This window comes from Kitasatospora sp. NPDC056651 (assembly GCF_042792155.1).
GTDB lineage: Bacteria > Actinomycetota > Actinomycetes > Streptomycetales > Streptomycetaceae > Kitasatospora.
In genome coordinates this window covers 1-18,029 of record NZ_JBHTWX010000030.1, presented here as the reverse complement: position 1 = coordinate 18,029, position 18,029 = coordinate 1, and the positions used below count along the sequence as shown (strand labels likewise).

16 protein-coding genes are annotated in these 18,029 nt (G+C 73.6%); 10 read left to right on the top strand and 6 right to left on the bottom strand.

What is annotated here, in order from left to right:
• The first annotated feature begins 416 nt into the window (after nucleotides 1-416).
• The 4 genes from ACFRAR_RS14565 to ACFRAR_RS14550 all read left to right on the top strand — a co-directional run bounded on the left by ACFRAR_RS14565 (nucleotide 417) and on the right by ACFRAR_RS14550 (nucleotide 4,517).
• Nucleotides 417-2,018 carry an alpha/beta hydrolase gene (locus tag ACFRAR_RS14565; protein WP_380698367.1) on the top strand — a complete coding sequence of 534 codons (1,602 nt, stop codon included), beginning with the start codon at nucleotides 417-419 and terminating at the stop codon, nucleotides 2,016-2,018.
• A 197-nt stretch (nucleotides 2,019-2,215) separates the two neighbouring features.
• Nucleotides 2,216-2,554 carry a hypothetical protein gene (locus ACFRAR_RS14560; protein ID WP_380698365.1) on the top strand — a complete coding sequence of 113 codons (339 nt, stop codon included), beginning with the start codon at nucleotides 2,216-2,218 and terminating at the stop codon, nucleotides 2,552-2,554.
• Nucleotides 2,551-3,501 (top strand): ornithine cyclodeaminase family protein, encoded by a 951-nt coding sequence (locus ACFRAR_RS14555; protein WP_380698364.1) that lies wholly within the window; start codon nucleotides 2,551-2,553, stop codon nucleotides 3,499-3,501. The genes ACFRAR_RS14560 and ACFRAR_RS14555 overlap by 4 nt, the downstream gene beginning before the upstream one ends.
• 140 nt (nucleotides 3,502-3,641) lie before the next feature.
• Nucleotides 3,642-4,517, top strand: coding sequence for a PhzF family phenazine biosynthesis protein (locus ACFRAR_RS14550; protein ID WP_380698362.1), 876 nt, complete (start codon nucleotides 3,642-3,644; stop codon nucleotides 4,515-4,517).
• Between the two features lie 54 nt (nucleotides 4,518-4,571).
• Here ACFRAR_RS14550 and ACFRAR_RS14545 read toward each other — a convergent pair whose 3' ends face one another.
• From ACFRAR_RS14545 to ACFRAR_RS14535, 3 genes are all read right to left on the bottom strand, one after another.
• On the bottom strand, nucleotides 4,572-6,029 hold the full coding sequence (locus ACFRAR_RS14545) for a hypothetical protein (protein ID WP_380698360.1): 1,458 nt from the start codon (nucleotides 6,027-6,029) through the stop codon (nucleotides 4,572-4,574).
• Nucleotides 6,030-6,271: 242 nt separating this feature from the next.
• Nucleotides 6,272-6,970, bottom strand: a complete 699-nt coding sequence (locus tag ACFRAR_RS14540; protein ID WP_380698358.1) for an ATP-binding cassette domain-containing protein — start codon at nucleotides 6,968-6,970, stop codon at nucleotides 6,272-6,274.
• Nucleotides 6,971-7,675: 705 nt separating this feature from the next.
• A complete protein-coding gene (locus tag ACFRAR_RS14535) occupies nucleotides 7,676-8,638 on the bottom strand; it encodes a helix-turn-helix domain-containing protein (RefSeq protein ID WP_380698356.1) in 963 nt (320 codons plus the stop codon).
• A 460-nt stretch (nucleotides 8,639-9,098) separates the two neighbouring features.
• On the opposite strand from ACFRAR_RS14535, the gene ACFRAR_RS14530 reads away from it, so the two are divergent.
• The 4 genes from ACFRAR_RS14530 (at nucleotide 9,099) to ACFRAR_RS14515 (ending at nucleotide 12,328) form a co-directional block, all read left to right on the top strand.
• The gene (locus ACFRAR_RS14530; RefSeq protein ID WP_380698354.1) at nucleotides 9,099-10,193 is read left to right on the top strand and encodes a DUF3592 domain-containing protein; all 1,095 of its coding nucleotides are present in this window, start codon (nucleotides 9,099-9,101) and stop codon (nucleotides 10,191-10,193) included.
• An 86-nt stretch (nucleotides 10,194-10,279) separates the two neighbouring features.
• Nucleotides 10,280-11,155 carry a DUF3592 domain-containing protein gene (locus tag ACFRAR_RS14525; protein WP_380698352.1) on the top strand — a complete coding sequence of 292 codons (876 nt, stop codon included), beginning with the start codon at nucleotides 10,280-10,282 and terminating at the stop codon, nucleotides 11,153-11,155.
• Between the two features lie 205 nt (nucleotides 11,156-11,360).
• Entirely contained in the window at nucleotides 11,361-11,744 is a 384-nt protein-coding gene (locus ACFRAR_RS14520; protein WP_380698350.1) for a hypothetical protein, read from the top strand.
• Between the two features lie 92 nt (nucleotides 11,745-11,836).
• Nucleotides 11,837-12,328, top strand: a complete 492-nt coding sequence (locus ACFRAR_RS14515; protein WP_380698348.1) for a YfbM family protein — start codon at nucleotides 11,837-11,839, stop codon at nucleotides 12,326-12,328.
• A 59-nt stretch (nucleotides 12,329-12,387) separates the two neighbouring features.
• Here ACFRAR_RS14515 and ACFRAR_RS14510 read toward each other — a convergent pair whose 3' ends face one another.
• Nucleotides 12,388-13,620 (bottom strand): serine hydrolase domain-containing protein, encoded by a 1,233-nt coding sequence (locus tag ACFRAR_RS14510; RefSeq protein WP_380698346.1) that lies wholly within the window; start codon nucleotides 13,618-13,620, stop codon nucleotides 12,388-12,390.
• A 295-nt stretch (nucleotides 13,621-13,915) separates the two neighbouring features.
• On the opposite strand from ACFRAR_RS14510, the gene ACFRAR_RS14505 reads away from it, so the two are divergent.
• Nucleotides 13,916-14,635 carry a MarR family transcriptional regulator gene (locus tag ACFRAR_RS14505; protein ID WP_380698344.1) on the top strand — a complete coding sequence of 240 codons (720 nt, stop codon included), beginning with the start codon at nucleotides 13,916-13,918 and terminating at the stop codon, nucleotides 14,633-14,635.
• Between the two features lie 120 nt (nucleotides 14,636-14,755).
• On the opposite strand, the gene ACFRAR_RS14500 is transcribed toward ACFRAR_RS14505, so the two are convergent.
• Nucleotides 14,756-15,193 carry a hypothetical protein gene (locus tag ACFRAR_RS14500; protein ID WP_380698343.1) on the bottom strand — a complete coding sequence of 146 codons (438 nt, stop codon included), beginning with the start codon at nucleotides 15,191-15,193 and terminating at the stop codon, nucleotides 14,756-14,758.
• 82 nt (nucleotides 15,194-15,275) lie between these two features.
• Entirely contained in the window at nucleotides 15,276-16,298 is a 1,023-nt protein-coding gene (locus tag ACFRAR_RS14495; protein ID WP_380698341.1) for a hypothetical protein, read from the bottom strand.
• 383 nt (nucleotides 16,299-16,681) lie between these two features.
• Here ACFRAR_RS14495 and ACFRAR_RS14490 point away from each other — a divergent pair, with 383 nt between their 5' ends.
• On the top strand, nucleotides 16,682-17,965 hold the full coding sequence (locus ACFRAR_RS14490; protein WP_380698339.1) for a serine hydrolase domain-containing protein: 1,284 nt from the start codon (nucleotides 16,682-16,684) through the stop codon (nucleotides 17,963-17,965).
• Nucleotides 17,966-18,029: the final 64 nt, after the last annotated feature.

Genomic DNA, 18,029 nt, shown 5'->3' with positions numbered 1-18,029 from the left:
CCGTCGCGACAGGTCGGCCGGAAATGCGGCCGGGCGGTGAACCTGCCGACCATCGACGACCGCACAAGGACTGGGCGGACCACGTGGCTGCCGCGGCACGATCGCGCCGGCTACGGCGCGCCAAGTCGCCGGAGTCCGTCGTCACCTGATCGTTCGTCCGGGCGTTCGCGTCCTTCGAGGCTCCGGACGGGCCGGAGCGCGGCCCTACCCGGCCCGGTACTGCGTCCGCACCGAGACCGGACACGGGCGCGTGGTGCGCCGGGCGTAGGTCGACGGCTGGCCCTGCTGCGCCTGACGTACCGCCAGTTCGTGCTGTACAGCGATGTCTTCGAGTGGCGCCCGTTGAGAGGCTCGACCGGCACGGCCCGGGCGTCCTCCGGGCCGGACGTGTCCGTCACCCCTCGGGAGAAGACAGCATGACCACCACCGGCACCGCCGTCCGGCGCGCCGCGGCCGCGGCACTCGTCCTCGCCGCCGGCCTCACCACCTGCCTGGCCGCCGCACCCGCCGCCCTCGCCGCGGCGCCCGCCGACGCCGCCCTCGCCGACGCGGCCCTCGCCGACGCGGCCCCCGCCGCCGGGCTCGGCCGCTACTACCAGCAGCGCCCGCACTGGCACGGCTGCGCCCAGGGCGCGGACGACACGGCTGGCGGAGCCCTCGACGCCGCGGGCGCGCGGTGCGCGGACGTGACCGTGCCGCTCGACTACGGCGACCCCGGCGGCAGGACCATCACCGTCGCCATATCCCGGCTGAAGGCCACCGACACCCGCCGGCGCATCGGCTCCCTCCTGGTCAACCCCGGAGGCCCGGGCGGTCCCGGCCTCGGTATCGGGCTCACCGTGCGCCCCGTGATGAAGGAGACCGGTGCCCGCTACGACGTGATCGGGATGGACCCGCGTTTCACCGGCCGCAGCACGCCCCTGGACTGCGGCCTGTCCTCCGGGCCGGGCCTGCTGTCGGCCGGCCCCGACCGGGCCGGCTTCGAGCGCCAGGTGGCCCGGGCCCGGGACGTCGCGGACCGCTGCCGGGCCACCAACGCCGAGGTCCTGCCGCACGTCACGACGCGCAACACCGCCCGCGACATCGACGTCGTGCGGAGCGTGCTCGGCGAACGGCGGATCTCCTACCTGGGCTACTCCTACGGCACCTACCTGGGCACGGCCTACACCCAGATGTTCCCCACCCGCTACGACCGGGTGGTCCTCGACAGCGCCCTGGACCCCGACCGCTACAGCCCCCGCCTCATGAAGGGCACCGAGGCGGAGAACGAGAAGGCGTACGACGACTGGGCCGACTGGACGGCCACCCGCGACAGCACCTACGGGCTCGGCCGCACCCGCGAGCAGGTGCGCGCCACCCTCGACGGCGTCATCGCCGCCTCCTCCCGCGAACCGCTCACCGTCGGCACCGCCCCCGACACGTTCCGCCTCGACGACAGCCAGGTCCCCGCCCTGCTCTTCACGGGGATGGCCGACGACACCGACCCGGCGCGCGCCTCCCTGGCCGAGCAGATGTCCCTGCTCGCCCAGGCCGCCCAGGGCCGTCCCACCTCCCTGCCGCCCGCCTTCACCGGCCTCCTGCGCTCGGTGTTCACCCCCGCCGGCTCCGCCACCGCCAGCGCCCAGACCGCGATCCTGTGCGGTGACGTACCCGCCCCGCGCGACTTCGAGACGTACTGGCGCGACATCGAACGCACCCGCGCCGCCCACCCGTTGTTCGCCCCGCTGGCCGAGAGCATCACCCCCTGCGCCTTCTGGGACGGCCCCCGCGAGGCCCCCGTCCGGGTCCGCCGCGACACCCCGGCCCTGATCGTCGCCTCCACCGGCGATCCCCGCGTCCCCTACACCGGAAGCGTCGCCCTGCACGGCCGCCTGCCCAGCTCCCGCCTGCTCACCCTCGCGGGCGCCAACCAGCACGCCAACTACGGCGTCCACGGCAACTCCTGCATCGACACCGCCGTCAACGCCTACCTCGCCGACGGCCGCCTCCCCGCCCGCGACCGCACCTGCGCGGCGTAGGCCCGCACCGACTCCGCTCCGGGGCCGCGCCCGAGACGGGCAGCCACCGTCGTCCCGGGGCGGGTCGGGTCTGTGCGTCGGCACGCGCCGGGCTGTCGGCCCCGTCGCCCACCGAGGCCCAGCGCGCGGCGGCGGCCGAGGAGCGGTTGAGGCTCCGACTTGGATGCTTAGTCCAGATTGGATATATAGTCCAGATCATGGGATTCGTCGATGAAGGCACGGATCCGCGGGCGCGAACGTGGGCGCCGGCGGGTCAGGCTGTCGCGCTGCTGCCCGGTCCGTACGCCGAGGTGGTGCCGCACGGCCCGGGCACCGACCGGATCTCGGCGATCCGGAGTCCGATGACTTCGCGCGGCCCGGGTGACCAGTCGTTCCCGGGCGAGCCGGACGAGCTCGATCGGCCGGCGCAGGATCTGTTCGGTCCCCACGAGAAGCTGCTCGCGGCCGGCCGGCGCCTGTCACCGGTCAACGCGGTCTTTCGTGGCCCGGCCGGCGCTCTGTCCGCCGTCGCCCCGTGGCAGCGGGAGGGCCGATGACCCCGCCCGTCCTCGGTGCCGTCGAGATCGAGCGTGCCGTCACTCCGGACGTGGTCTTCACCGCCGTCCGCGACGCGCTGATCGCCCACGCCCACGGTCGCACCGCCGTACCGACACCGCTGCACCTGCGGTTCCCCGACGCCGACGGTGACTGCCACGTCAAGGCCGGCTGGGTCACCGGCACGCCCGAATTCACGGTCAAGATCGCCGCCGGCTTCTACCGCAACAGCGCTGCCGGGCTGCCCACCAACCACGGCCTGGTCTGTGTCATCAGCACGAGCACCGGCCAGATCCGTGCGATCCTCGACGACCGGGGCCTGCTCACCGCCTGGCGCACCGCGGCTGCGGGCGCCCTGGTCACCCATGCCCTGGCCCGACCCGGCGCGGCCACCGTGGCTGTCTTCGGCACCGGAGAACAGGCCCGCCTCCAGGTCGAGTGGCTGGCCAGGCTCCGCCGGATCGACACGGTGCTCGTCCACGGCCGCAGCAAGGACAGGGCCCGGGCGCTGTGCGAGACGCTCACCGCGCTCGGCCATCACGCCCGGCCCGCCTCGGCGTACGAAGCGGCCGCAGCCGACATGGTCATCACGACCACGCCCGCCACGGTCCCGGTCCTGCAAGCCCGTCACGTCCGCGCCGGCGCACACGTCACCGGCATCGGCACGGACATGCCGCACAAGAACGAACTGCCGGCGGCGCTGTTCGCCCGCGCGGCACTGATCGCGACGGACGACCACCAGCAGTGTCTGGACCACGGCGACTTCGGCCACGCGGTGCGCGCCGGCTCCACCGCCGAGACCGGCGACACACCCGTCGGTCTTCTGCTCGAAGGGCCCGTCGACCGGCCGGACGGGGCGATCACGGTCGCGGACCTCACGGGCGTCGGCGCCGTGGACGCGGCACTCGCCTCGGCCGTCCTGCGCGAACTGACCCCGCCGGCCCGGTGATCGGCATGTCCGCCGGCGCCGACGAGGGCCAAGACAGGCACGGGCAAGGGCCCGGCCGATGACAACCGAGTTGTTCGGAAGGAAACCGCACATGACGAGCCACGTCGCCGAGGCTTGGAACGGATCTGGTGAGGGTGGGCATGGAGTTTGAGCTGGTCGAGGTGTTCGGAAGCGGGCCCCTGACCGGGGGGCCGCTCGGCGTGGTCATGTGTGATGGCGGGTGTGACGATGCGCTGATGCAGCGTCTTGCCGCCCGCCTGGCCATGCCGGAGACCGTCTTCCTGCGCGGCGGTCAGGGCGGGGAGGTGGAGGTGCGGATCTTCACTCCCTATGTGGAGCTGGGCTTCGCGGGTCATCCGCTGGTGGGAGCGGCCGCCGTGGCGGTGCGGCGGGGTCTGGCCGCCCCTGGCTGGGTGGCGATGCGCACGCGCGGCGGGATCGTCCGCGCGCGGGTGGGACCGGGAGCGGACAGCGCGGTTCTGGAGGAACGGCCCTGCCAGGTCGGTCCGCCCGTCGTGCCGGACCTCGTGTGCGAAGCAGTCGGGCTCGCTTCGGATGCGGCCGTGGGGCCGGTGCGATCGGCATCGGCCGGACTCGGGTTCGTCTGCCTCCCGGTGAGTGACGCCGATCTTCGATCTGCCCGAGCCCTGCCGCTCGAGGTCGCGGCGCTCGCCGAGCGGGTCCCCGGACTGGCCGACGTCTTCGGGGTGGCGGTGTTCGTCCCGCGACTGCCTGAAGTCCGTTCGCGGGTCTTCGTTCCCGAGCCGGTGTGCGCGGAGGACCCGGCCACCGGATCGGCCGCGCTGGCCGTGGCGGGATGGCTTGCGGACCAGGGGCGGCCCGCGGAGTCCCTGGCGTTCGACATCGTCCAGGGCACGGCCGAGCTCGGCTTGTCCCGCATGCGGGTGAAAGTCCGCGGGCACGCTGGTCGAGGTCTGCTCGCGAGCGTCGGCGGCGGGGTGCGCACCTTGCTCCGGGGGCGGCTCACCCTGGACGAGGCGGATGACCAGGCCTGAGTCCTGCCGCCCGGGCGAGTCGCCCGGTGGCAGTCGTCCGACGCGGGTGTGCCGCTACGCACCGTGGAGCCGGCGAGCCGTGTGGCGGACCCACCACAGGCCCGCCGCAGCGACCGCCAGGGCCCAGGCGAGCTGTGCCGGCCCGTACGCGTGGCCCCGGGCCGCCGACAGCGCGACGGGGAACAGGAGGGCGACGGCCGCCAGTGGGCCGCGCAGGTACCAGACCGCCGCCTGCCAGGGCCCGGTGTTCCCCATGGGGGTGTTGACGCCGATCGTCAGGTGCATGGGCATGACGCCGCGGTAGGAGCTGACCAGGGCGGCCGCGACGAGTGCCGGCACGGACGCCAGGAGCGGCAGGAGGCCCGCCGTCTCGCCGCCGACGAGCGCGCACACCGCCGCGCCGCCCCCGGTGATCGCGAGCAGGAGGCCCCCTGCCACGATCGAGTGCTGGACGGCCAGCGACGTGAACGTCCAGGGCAGGTTCGTCGAGCGACCCGGGTCGTCGCTCTCCAGCCGTGCGGACTCGGTGAGTTGGGCGGCCGCCAGGTACTCGGCGGCCATGGAGAGCACGATGGCGACCTGCTGCTCGGTCGAGGTGAGGGTGGGGGCCGCCGCGGTCAGCAGCACCGCGAGCGCGCTCCAGACCACTGCCCATCCCAGGCGGCGAGGATCGCGTAGCAGACAGGTGAGGTCCCGCCACGGCACCATCAGCAGCCTGTGGCGCGGGGTGGGGAGGCGGAGCAGGGGCGTGGCCCGTCGTTCCCCCAGCCGCGGCACTCCGGAACGGGCCCGGCGCAGGTCGAGCATGAGGACGGAGTCGTTGATCCGCGCCGCCACGGTCGCGCGGAGCCGGAGCGCGGACTGCGGGATCATCGGCAGCTCCCGCCGCGCGAGGGCGAGGGCGACCACCGGTGTGCCCACCGAGAGCGCCGTGCCGACGGAGCCCGCCGGGCCCATGACGCCCAGCGCCCACAGGAGCGGCTGGGACGCCCACCCCCACGGGCCCGACCAGAGGAGGAGGTCTTGCAGCCGGCCCGTCCTGCCCTGCGTGTACGCCGTCCAGACGCCGACGGCCGCGACCGCGGCGAGGAGCCATCCCGCGGAGAAGACCCTGCGGCCGTACCGGGACAGCCACCGGTCATGACGCTCGACCAGCACGCCGATCGCGCTCGATGTCAGAGCCACCGAGACGGCCGTCCACGCGCCGGCCACGGCCGGCAGCCCCCATGGCCGTGGGGTGAGGTCCTGCAGCAGGAAGCCCGCGACGATGCCCGCGAGGCCGCTCACCACGGCGGTCAGAGCCGCCGAGGACCGCAGCCTGGGCATGAGCAGGGCTCGCCGATCGACGGCCGACGGCAGCAGGAGGTTCGCGGTGGCCCGGTCCAGGAGGACCGGTCCCCGCCACATGGCCCCCCGGGCGGTGAGCAGCAGGGCGAGGATCGCCAACGCCGGTAGCAGCGCCAGGAGCGTCGCGGACGTCTGCGCCCCGATCCGTACGGAGGGCTGGTTCATCCCGGTCGAACGCGACCAGGTGATCAGAGCGGGTATGCCCCAGCATCCGCCCAGCAGGAGGACCGTGTAGCCGATGAACCACGCGCTCGTGCGCCGCTTCTCCCGCGATCCCCTTCGGGCTGCACGCAGGAACGCCAGCGTGTCCGCGGTGCTGTCCCCGGACACGTCGGCCGGCTGTCGTCCCCTCGTGCCCCTGGTTCCCCTCGTTCCCGTCATGGACGTCAAGTCGCCACCCGACCTGCTCATCGCTCCCCCCGCGCCGGGCCGGGAAGGTCCGGGCGCGCCGCTCGCGAGTCGAGGTCGACGACCTGGTCGGCGACCTCGTTCAGCGCCCGGTGATGGGTCGCCATGAGGACTGCCACCCCGCTGTCGCGATGGTCCGCGATCATCCGGGCGAGGGCGGTTCGCGCGTGGGCGTCGAGCCGCTGTTCGGGCTCGTCGAGGACGAGGAGGTCGTGCGGCCTGATGAACGCGGTGGCCAGGAGCAGCGCCTGCGTCTGGCCGGAGGACAGCGCGGAGGGGAACTGCTCGGACTGCGCCGTCAGCCGGAGCGTTTCCAGAACCCGGTCGACCGCGGCGTCCGCGCCGGCGCCCATGCCGTGCGACAGCGCCACGAGGCGCAGGTGTTCCCGCACCGTGAGGTCCGGATAGAAGGCGCCCGGATCCATCACCGACGCCACACCCCTGCGCACGGCCATGGAATCCTCGTGGATGCGGTGTCCGTCGAAGGACACCGATCCCCGGGAGGGCCTCTCCCGGCCGACGGCTATGCGGAGCAGGGTGCTCTTGCCGGATCCGTTCTCTCCGACCAGGGAGACGCACTCGCCCCGGTGGATCCGGAGTGACACCCGGTCGAGCACGGTGCGATCGCCGTACACCTGTGTGACATCGGCGAGTTGCAGCAGAGGGCCGTCCGCCGGCGTGCTGGTGTCCTTCTTCATTCGACGAGCCGTTCTCTGTGAGCGGTCAGGAACCCCGTGGGGCGTTTCGGCGGCCCGGCGAAGGGCCGTCGACGTGACCTGTTGTCGTGACGTGTCAGTCGTGAGAGGTCCCGGGTCTCCCACAGTCCTGTCGAACAGTCGCACCGGTCATGCTCCGGTGCAGGTGACAGGCGTGCTCCGCCAGGTTCCTTTCCATCCTGTCCATCAGGTCGGCTTCATCGGGAAGGTGATCGCTCATGGTGGTCGATCCCAGCACGATCGGGCGGGGACCGCATGCGATTTCGGGTCGCCCGTCGGCAGTGTCACACCGGAGACCGGCACGTTCGATCCACGCCCCGGTCGTGGTGATGTGGAGGTGGGCCTTCGTCGACCCGTCCCGTACCGGCCCCGCCGTCGACCTGGGCTCGGTCCGGGGGCCGGCACCGCCCCGTACGGGCTCGCCGTCGGCCCCGACGGCGCCCGGGTCTACGTCGACGTCACCATGGCGGCCCGCAACGACGTTGCGCAGCCGGCAGCGCTCGTGGACCTCGTCGACGCGGGCCGGGTCACCCTCGACGACAGCGCCTCGCACCCCCCCGGCCGGGGCCGGTGGTGCGGTTCCGGTCTCCGGACGCACCCGTGGCCGCTCCCGCCCTTCCTCGCGCCGGGTGGCCGCCCCCGCGCCCCTCTCGGGTGGCCGTCGCCACCCGCTCCGGGGGCAGCGTCCTACCCCCGCTCGCGGTGGAGGTCGCGCCAGGCGCGTGGGGAGAGGCCGTACGCCCGTTTGAAGGCTTTGCTGAAGTGGGTGGCGTCCACGAAGCCCCAGCCGCGTCCGATCGCGGCGACCGTCCGGTGCCGCGTGCCCGGGTCGGCCAGTTCCCGTCGGCATTCCTCCAGGCGGTTCGAGCGGATCCAGCTGCCCGGGGTGATTCCCGAGCGGGCGAGCACGGCGTAGAGATGGCGCACCGAGATGCCGTGCTCGGCGGCGATCCGCGCGGCTGACAGGTCGTGGTCGCGCAGGTGTGAGCGCATGTACCGCAGGATCCGCAGGCCGAGTGTCGCCTCCAGTGACTCCCTCGCCCAGGGCGCGTCGCCGAGCCGGGAGGCGACGGCGGCGCGCAGCAGGTCGAGGCTGGGCCCCGCCACGGCCAGGGCGTAGCGGTCCTGGTGGAGTCCGTCGGTGACGGCCAGTTGGGAGAAGTAGGCGAAGGCGAGCGCCGAGACGGGGCTCTCGGCGCCGAACGTGACGGCTGTCAGCTCCCGCAGCGACCGCTCGGGCAGCGCGAGCGCGGCCCGGGGGAAGCGCAGGAAGTGGTGGTCGACGCCGGCGTCGAAGCCGAGGGTGTACGGGAGGGAGGTGTCGTAGAGCGCGAACTCCCCCCGTTTCAGGACGGCTTGGCGGCCGTTCTGCGCCACCGTGCTGGTGCCCGTCAGCTGGAGGCCCAGGAAGACGTGCGGCTCGCCGTCCTCCCTCGCCAGCCGCCGGGTGCGCCGGATCGTCATGCCGGTCGCCCGTCCCGAGCAGACGGTGATGCAGCCGGCCGTGTCGAGCCTGACCCTGACCGAGATGTCCTGCGGCGGCGGGCGGTGGTCGATCTCGATCCGTACGACGGACTCCCAGATCGCGTGCCGGACCGCCTCCTGGCGGGCGGTGGACGGGAAGTCCGCCGTGTCCAGGATCGCGCTCACCGGACACGTCCGTGAGACGGCCGGGCCACCTCGGGGCCCCGGGCCGCGGGGCAGGGGCGCCGCGGCCCGGGTCGGTCGTCTGCGCGCTGGTCGCCCATCGCTGTGCTCTGCCCTCCCGAAGGCCGGTTCCTTCCTCAGGATGGCAGGGGTGCGCCGCGGTGCGCAACGGGCTGCGGAGCCCCTGCCCAGCCGGTTGCGGCGGGCCGTGCGAGAAACCAAATCCCGTGCAGGGAAGGCGCGGTGGGCGTTTCGCCGGCGCTCCGGAGTCGTGATTGCCGAGGCCCGGGCGAGGCCGGGGCGGCGCGGCCGGGGCGAGGAGCGCCGACCGGTCGGTGCGCGGGGGAGGCCGGCGGAGGTTCCCGCCGCCCGCGCGGTCATGGCCGCGACGGACAAGGGGTCACCGGTGACAAGTCGGCGTTCGGTCTGTCGGCCGCCACCTCGACCCGGCACAATCACCGGTATGACGATCACCCCCGGTGTGCCGCCCAGGCGCAACCCGCCGGTCGCCCTCGCCCGCGGTTTCCTGACGGGCGTCGTGTCGGGAGGATCGCTTGCCGCACTGGTCGTCGGCATTGTCGCCGACCGGCCGCTGATCGCCGCCGCTCTGATCGCGCTCCCCGCCTACGGCCTGCTGCTCCTCCTCGCCGCCCGGTGGCGACGGGAGCGGGAGGGGGCCGACGCCCCGTGGACGGCACTGGCGCTGGTGGAGGCCCTGGATCCCGCGCAGGTTCCGACGAGTGATGTGCCGGTGCGGTTCGAGCTCACCGTCGTACCGGACGGACAGCCCGCGTTCCGGGTCGCGTTCACCCAGGAGATCAACGTCGTCGACCTCCCCGACTACCGCCCGGGCGGCGTCCTGGTCGTCCGGTACCCGCCGGGCCGGCCGTGGCGGGCGCGGATCGTGAAGCGGCCCACCCCGGTGTGGGAGGAACGGGCCCGGGGCGCGCGGATCGACTCCGTGCCCGGCGCCGCCGACGTGACCGAGCCCCCCAAGGGCGCCGGCGCCGGGTTCCTCGGGTTCCTCGGTCTGCTGCTCGCCGCCGCGGCCGTCGTCCTCGCGTTCCGCGCGGACCTGTTCGGGCCGCAGGCTGCCCGCCCGCAGGGCCCGGTGCCGTCGCCCACCTCCTGGTCGACCTCCTCGGGGTCGACCACGGTGGTGGCCAACGGGTCCGGCACCATCCTGCTCGGCCCCGGCAGGTCCTTCCTCCAGGGCGACGAACTGCGGCGCTCCGTCGCCTCGTTGACGAAGGACGGTGAGGCCGGGCCGGTGATGGTCCTGCACGTGCGGGAGGGGATGCTGACGGTGGCGTACGCCACCGCCGGCACGGCGGACCACGGGTTCGACGCGACGGCGCTGCCCTTCGAACGGTTCCCCGCCCTGGTCGAGGAGGCCAGGACGACCCTCGGCGTGCACACCCCGCAGACCTGGGGCGTCACCGTCACCCGGCTCACCGGGACCGTCACCATCGCGGTCAGCGTCACCGGTCCCGAGGGCACCGCCGTGCTGGAGACGGACGACCACGGCAGGGAACTGCGGCGCACCTCGCCGCACTGACCACGGGCGACGGCGCGCGGGCAACGGAGCACGGGCGACGGACCATGGGCAACGGACCACGGGCGACGGACAGGAGCGGACGGCAGATGGGTGTTTGGGACGGGGTCCTGGCGCTGTGGTGCGGGGTGTTCGGCTTCCTCGCGCTGGCCGGGTACGGCCGGTCGCTGGCCGGAGTGACCACGGCGCAGCGGACGGTCCGGACGACGGGGCGGATCGAACGGGTTCGCCGACCCCGGGACGGCGGTTCCGCGGCGGACGGGATAGATGTGGTCGTCGGCTTCCGGGACCCGTCCACCGGCGAGGAGTTCACCGTCACCAACGACGGTGACTGCGGTGACCGGATCACCGCGGCCTGGGTGGGCCGGGAGGTCGGGGTGCGCTACCCGCCCGGGCGGGCACATGCGTTCCGGTTCACCGGCGACCTCCAGGCGGGTCGGCGGGGGCTCACTCTGCCGAACAGCGCGCTGTTCATGGTCTACGCCGGCCTGGTGGCCCTCGCCTCGGTCCACTGGGGCTGGCCGTGGGCCCTGGTCGCGGTGGGCGGGCCGGTCGCCGTCGCCGCCGCGTTCGCCCTGCCCGGGGAACGGGACCGCGGCCGGGAGCGGCTCGCCGGGCTCACCGCCGTGCAGCCCGTGGCGGGCCGGGTCGTCGCCGTCCTGACGACCGTCTCGCGCGACGCGGACGGCGACCTCCAAACCAGCCGGACGCCCGTCGTCGCCTTCACCACCCATCAGGGCGTGGACGTCACCGCCTACTACCCGCCGGGGCTCGCCGACTCCGCCGTCGGGCGCGGACAGGAGCTCACGGTCCACTACTCGCCCGAGGATCCCGCCGTGTTCACGCCGGACCTGGACGCCACACGGAAGTCCTGGCGGGAGAACACGGGCTGCACGGTCGCGGTCCTCGTCCTCACCGCGGCGGCGGCGCTCACGGGCGCGGCCCTGCTCTGGCTCCCGGTCTGAGGACGGCGGACGCCCCGACCGGCGCCGGCCGCGGTGGTCCGCTCCGAGGCGCGCCGCGCCCGCGCCCGCGTCCGCGGATCCGCCGCCCTTCCGCACCGTTCGGCCTGCTGCTCTTCCCCCTTCGGGCGGGCCCGGACTTCCGTCGGAGTAGGGGAGTTGGTTCGTTTCGGACCTGTCGGGCCGTGTTGTGGTGGATGATCGCGGTGTGAGTACATGGTGGGAAGCGCGCCGTACGGTCAGGTTGGCGGGACTGGCGTACGGGTTGGAGTTCTTCGGCGCCGAACCGGTGGAGGACCCCGGTGTCGGCGAACTCTCCCGTGTGGCCGGGGATTTGGCCGGGGAGTACCGCGCCAGTGACCTGGGCCCGGCGGTACACCGCGCCGGTGACTTCCTGGACCTGGCCGCCGGCGCCCTGCACGCCGCCGACGGCCTGCGCGGCACCCTCCTTCCGGTGGTCAACCACCACCTGCGCCATGCCGCTTCGGCTCTGGACGACGCCCGAGCCTGCCTGCTCGGGCAGGCCTCGCCGGCCACCTCACCACCCGGCCACTCCGCACCGCCCTGGGACGCCTCGGCCTCCACGCACTGACCGACGACGACCACCAGGCCCGCCCACGCGACGTCCGGAGGGCGGTTGTCAGTGGCGTGCGGTTGGATGTGAGGCGGAGAGGAGGTGCCGTGATGGCGTGTCTGGGAGTGCTGTTCGCGTTGACGCCGGAGCAGTCGGCGCGGTTGCTGGCGGGCGGGGGAGACGAGCGGGTGCGGGAGGTGGTGGGGGAGATCGAGGAGGCCTGGGACCTGCCGTGGGTGTGTGAGCTGGACAAGGCGTGGGACGCGCTGCACCGGTGCCTGACGGACGGCCGGCTGCACGACGACAACGGGCACGTCCCGCTGTCGCACGCGATCCTCGGCGGACAGCCGCTGCACGAGGGCGAGGACTACGTGGTCTGCTACCTGGACCCGGGACAGGTCCGGGCGGTGGCCGAGGCGCTCGCCCCGCTGGACGGGGCGTGGCTGCGGCGGCGGTACGCGGAGCTGGAGTTCGAGGACTACGACGGCGAGCGCGGCGAGCAGGACCTCGACTACACCCAGGCGTTCTTCCCCGACCTGCGGGAGTTCTACCGGATGGCGGCGGCGGAGGGCCTGGCGGTGGTCTTCACCGTCGACCAGTAGCGGTCGGGGCGTGCCGGAACCCGAGAAGGCTTTCGGTGGTCTTCCAGCCGGCCGATGGATCAGGAGCCCGGGCAGAACTCCGCCTTCAGCTCGGCGGTGAACAGGTCGATCGGCCCGCTGCCGCCGTTCAGCCAGTCCCCGTTGACGTTGGTGGAGAGCAGGTGGCGGCCGTCCCGGCTGCCGTAGGTGTAGGTCCACGAGCCGTTGATGGCGCCGCCCATGCCCCAGACGGTGGTGCAGGGCAGGTCGACGGAGCTGACGCCCAGGCCGTAGGCGGTGTCCTTGATCCACTTGTCCGCCGGTGTCCGGACCATCGTGAACATCTCCCGTTGCTGGGCCGGCGGCAGCAGGCGTCCGCCCAGCAGGGCGGCGAAGAAGGTGTCGAGGTCGCGGGTGGTGGAGATCATGTCGCCGGAAGCCCAGCCCCAGGACGGGCTCAGCTCGGTCACGTCGTAGTCCGCGGTGTTCGGGTCGGTGTATCCGAGGTGGGAGTATTCCCGCCCGTGGGGCCCGTGGATGGTGATGTCGTCGGAGGCGGGCTCGTAGGTGTCGGTGAGGCCGAGCGGGGTCGTGATGCGCCGGCGGATCTGCTGGGCCAGGGCGCTGCCGGAGGCCCGTTCGACGATCATCCCGGCGAGGACGTAGTTGGTGTCGGAGTACGTCCAGCCGGTGCCGGGGGCGAAGTCGGGCCGGTGGGCGCGGGCGATGCCGACGAGCCGCTCGGGGGTGAAGTCGTCGAAGCGGTGCTGCAGGAAGGGCTCGTGCCAGAACTCCTTCCCGATCTCGTCGTCCATGGCGAAGTTGGGGACCCCGCTGGTGTGGTTGAGCAGCTGCCGGACGGTGATCCGGTCGGGCTGGTAGCCGGGGGCGTCGAGGACGCCGGGCAGCCAGTGCTCCACGCTGTCGTCCAGGCTCAGCCGGCCCTCGGCGGCGAGCTGGAGCACGACGGTGGAGACGAAGGTCTTGGTGGTGCTGCCGATCCGGAACCGGTCCTGTTCCTGGCGGGGCCGCCCGGTGGTGAGGTCGGCGACGCCCGCGCCGCCGAACCAGCGGTGGCGCCCGTCCCGCACCTCGGCGACGGCGCCGGGGAGCCCACCGGTCGTCACGCCCTGGTCGAGCACGGCCTGCACACCCGGGTGGCGCTCCCGCTGCCAGGCCTGCCCGGCCTGCCCGGCCTGTCCGGCCTGCCCCGCGGTCTGGTCGGCGAACACCGGCGCGGCGGTGGCGACGGTGGCCGCGAGCACGGCCCCGGCGAGCAGGGCGGTGACAGCGGCGCGGGTGGTGGTCCTCATGATGTGTTCCCCCTCGGTGGTGTTTCCCGTCGGCGGAGAGAACGCTCCCGTGAATTCACGAGGTCGTCAACATCAAATCCTCGGCCGCTTTCGCATCACCACAGCTCAGTTGACGGATTTCCTTGCAATGGGACTGCCTGTGAATGCAACACCCCTGCGTACCCATTGCAACAACGTGAGTATCGGGCGGATACTCTCCTGACATCGCGAGGAGCCCGCGCGAGGAGCCCGCGCGAGGACCCCTGAGCGAGGAACCCCGCGCGGGGAACCCGAGAGAACGAGGAGACGGGGACGGATGCCCGGAGGCCGACTGACCCAGCAGGACCGCCGCCGGATCGCCACCGGCCTGGCCGAGGGGCTCGGCTACGGCGAGATCGCCCGCGGCCTCGGCCGGCCGACCTCGACCGTCACCCGCGAGATCGCCCGCAACGGCGGCCCGTCCGGCTACCAGGCCGAGCGCGCCCAGCGTGCGACCGTCCAGCGCTCGCGCCGCAGCCGTACCGTGCCTGCCCCGCGCCCGACCGCCCCGGCCCCCGGCGGCGTCGACCGGGACCCGGCCGCCGTCGGCGAATTCGCCGACCGGCTGGCCGAGTTGTTGGTGCACATCGGCATGCCCCGGATGGCGGCCCGGGTGCTCGGCTGTCTCTACGTCACCGACGAGGGCAGTCTCACCTCCGGTGACCTGGTGCGGCGGCTGCGGGTCAGCCCGGCCGCCGTCTCCAAAGCGATCGGCTACCTGGAGGGGCAGGCGCTGGTCCGCCGTGAACGCGACGACCGGCAGCGCCGAGAGCGCTACGTCATCGACGGCGACATCTGGTACCGCGCGCTGCTGGCCAGCGCCGAACGCAACGCGATGCTCGCCGGGATCACCCGCCACGGCGCCGAGCTGCTCGGACCCGCCACCCCCGCGGGCGCCCGGATGGACGACGCGTCCGCGCTGCTGGAGCGGATCGGCCAGGACATCGTGCGGTCCGTCCGGCAGTGGTCCGAGGAGCGCGGCCCGGTCCCGTCCTGATCGCCCGGCGACCCGGGCCCCTCCTGGTTGCCGGGCGGCCAGGCCCGGTTCCAGGGCGGAGGGGCGTGCACCCGACCGTGGCCGGACGCACGCCCCGTACCGCCGAAGGTGCCGCCGTGATCAGGGCAGGTTGACGAACCGGTGGGAGGCGATGTTGTGCCAGAGCGCTTTACCCGCGCCGGCCCCACCGGACCCGAACTGCCACTGGCTCAGGTCCGGCAGGCCCGCCCCGTTGTAGACGCCCCGGCCGGCCCCGCTGAAGTTGCTGTTGTAGTACACCCAGACGTCGTCCAGGTTCCCGGGGTAGCGCATGTTCCACAGGGATTCCGCGTTGTTCTTGCACTCGCCCCAGTTGGCGTCGGTCGACCAGGACTGGCACTCGTTCTGGTACCAGGTGCTGTAGTAGGCGTGCAGCCTGCCGTCCGCCGCCAGGGCGGGGGCCGAGCCGGACGCTCCGTGCGGTGCGGCCTCGACGGCCTGGGCGGTGTGCGGAGCGGCGGTCACGGCCAGGGCCGCGGCGACGGCCGCGCCGGCGAGCAGGGTCCGCAGGGACTTCATGACGGTTTCCTCTCTGATGGTGTGGTGCGGGTGGTGGCCGGCCTCCGAACATCGACGGTGGCCGACCGGTCTTGTGGGCGGGTCAGTGACCCGGGTCGGCCGCGACGACCGAGCGGGCCCGGGGCAGTGCCGCGAGCCGCAGGCGCTGCCACGCCAGGGCGTCCGACCGGTACTGCTGCCGCAGCTCCGCGTCGTACTTCCGGTCCAGGCGCCGGGCGGTCGCGGCGAAGCCGGAGTCCTGCGCGCACTGGGCCTCGGCGACCGCCAGGGCGCTCTCCTGCTCGCGCGGCCAGGTCCGGTCCCGGGGCGGCTGCGCCGCGCGCAGCGCGGCCGGGTCCGCGTAGTCGTGGCCCGCCGAGCGCATGCAGGCCGCCCAGGCGTGGGTGGGGCCGACGAGTTCCTGGTCGGCGGTCACCTTCTCGCCGCGCAGCGACGGCAGGGAGTCCATCGTCACCCGGGCCTGGAACCAGGCCGCCAGGTCCAGGTACAGCGTGCGCTGGCCCTGTGAGGTGCATCCTTCGGGACTGCGGGTGACCGGCATCCCCTCCGGGGTGCGCGCGGTGAGTCCCTCGGCCCGCGGGCCGTTGGCGGCGGCGATCGCGGGGGCCTTCCGGTCGGCGGGGAGGCCTTCGAAATAGCGCTGGTTGGGGTCGTTCGTCCGGACCTCCTCCAGCCTGCGCTCGATGTCCCGGCCGTAGCCGTGCCGGCGGGCCCATTCGACGTCGTCGATGACGTACGGGAACTCCCTGGCCTCCGGTACCGGTTGACGTGCGACCGGCTGGTAGACGAAGCCCTTGGCCCGCATGCAGTCGCGTAGCAGGAGCTGTTCGGCGGAGTGGAGCAGGTCCTCCTCGGCGGGGGTCAGGTCGCGCGGGTCGGAGTCGCCCGGGGTGGCCGGTGCGGTCAGTGGTGCCGGGCCGGCCGGGTCGTCCGGGTCGTCCGGGCCTCCGGCCGGTCGGAGGACTCCGCAGGCCACCGCTGTGGTGGCGCCCACCACCGCGGTGAGCAGGGTGACGGCGGTCAGGACCCGACGGCGCCGCCCGTGGTGCGGGCTGCTGCGACGCTTCGCCCCTGCCGGTCGGTCGGCGTCCTGCGCTTCGGGCATGGTCTTTCCTCCTTCGTTCGCTCGGCGGGGGACAGCGGGTCGTGCCCGCTCGTGCCGTCGCGCTGCTGCCGGGCCGTCCGGAGATCCGGTGGCGACTCCACCGTGCGGGCTTTTTTGATTGTCCATCAACAAGAAATCCGGAACGCCCAGGGGAGCGGCGGACAATCCCGGTTGGCCGCGGACAGGCCACCCCTGACCGGCCTCAGGGGTGGCCCATCCCTGAGGGGGAGCGGTCCACCGCGCGAAAGTAGGTCCAGGGTCGGAGCCGGTGTGGACCGTGGGCTGACGACCGGGTCCGCCGTCGCCTGTCAGTGTGTCAATTGCCGGAATTCACAGGAGTGTTGAATTCATCGCTCGGCGCGGACAGGGAAAGGTGGACGGACATGGCGGAACACAGGGGCGCAGCGGGTCCGGGCGGTCGTGGGCGCGCGGGGCGCCGGCGCGGCCGCCCGGCCGCGCGCCTGGTGGCGCTCGTGCTGGCGGGCGCGGGCCTGGTGGGGGTGAGCGCCCCGGCGGCCGGTGCGCTCGGTGCCGCGGGGCCGGTCGCGGCGGGCCCGGTCGCGGTGACCGTGGCCCGGGACCAGGTGCAGGACACCGCCGGCCGGGGGCCGCGCAAGGGCGTCGATCCCGGGGCCCTGGACGCCGCGGTGCAGGCCATCGTCGACTCCGGTGGCGCCTCGGCCTCACTCGCCCGGGTCGGCGGGTACGGCCGTACCCTCTGGAAGGGCGCCGCCGGTAGCGCCGACTACGCGACCGGCGCCCCCGCCTCGGCCACCGGCCGGTTCCGGATCGGCAGCGTGACCAAGTCCTTCGTCTCCACCGTCGTCCTCCAGCTGGTCGCCGAGGGGCGGCTGGGCCTGGACGACCCGGTGGAGCGGCTGCTGCCGGGCGCGGTGCCGAACGGCGCGAACATCACCCTGCGCCAGCTGCTCAACCACACCAGCGGGCTGTTCGACTTCACCGGGGACCAGGCCTTCGACCCCTCGGCGCCCGGCTCCCTCGAACGATGGCTGGAGTCCGGCCGCTACACCCGCTGGACACCGTGGCAGCTGATCGCCCTGGCCAACAACCACCCGGTGTACTTCCCGCCGGGCCAGGGCTACCGCTACTCCAACACCGACTACATCCTGGCCGGACAGATCATCGAGCGGACCACCGGCCGCACCTGGCAGCAGGAGGTGGAGCGCCGGATCATCCGCCCGCTGGGCCTGAGCGGTACCTCCATGCCCGACCACGAGACAGCCGTTCCCGGCCCGCACGCGCACGGCTACTTCGACCTGCCCACCGGCCGCGTGGACGTCACCGACCTGGACCCGAGCATGGCGGGCGCGTCCGGCGCCGGGATCTCCACCACCGCCGACCTCGACACCTTCATCACCGCCCTGCTCGGCGGACGGCTGCTGCCGCGGCCGCAGCTCGCCGAGATGATGACGGTCACCCCGCAGAGCCAGGGCAGGTACGGTCTGGGCCTGGAGCGGGCCACTACCGACTGCGGTGAGCTCTGGGGCCACACGGGCGGCATCCCGGGCTTCAGCACCTTCCTGTACGGCAGCTCCGACCTGCGCCGTCAGCTCTCCGTCTCGATGAACGGCAACGGCATCTCGACCCCGCTGCCCACCCGGAAGGCCTTCGAGAAGCTGCTCGACGCGGCGACCTGCACCGGCTGACCCCGCTCGGCCGGTACCGGTCCCGGAGCCGAGGTCCACCCCGGAGTGCCCCCGGAACCGGGGG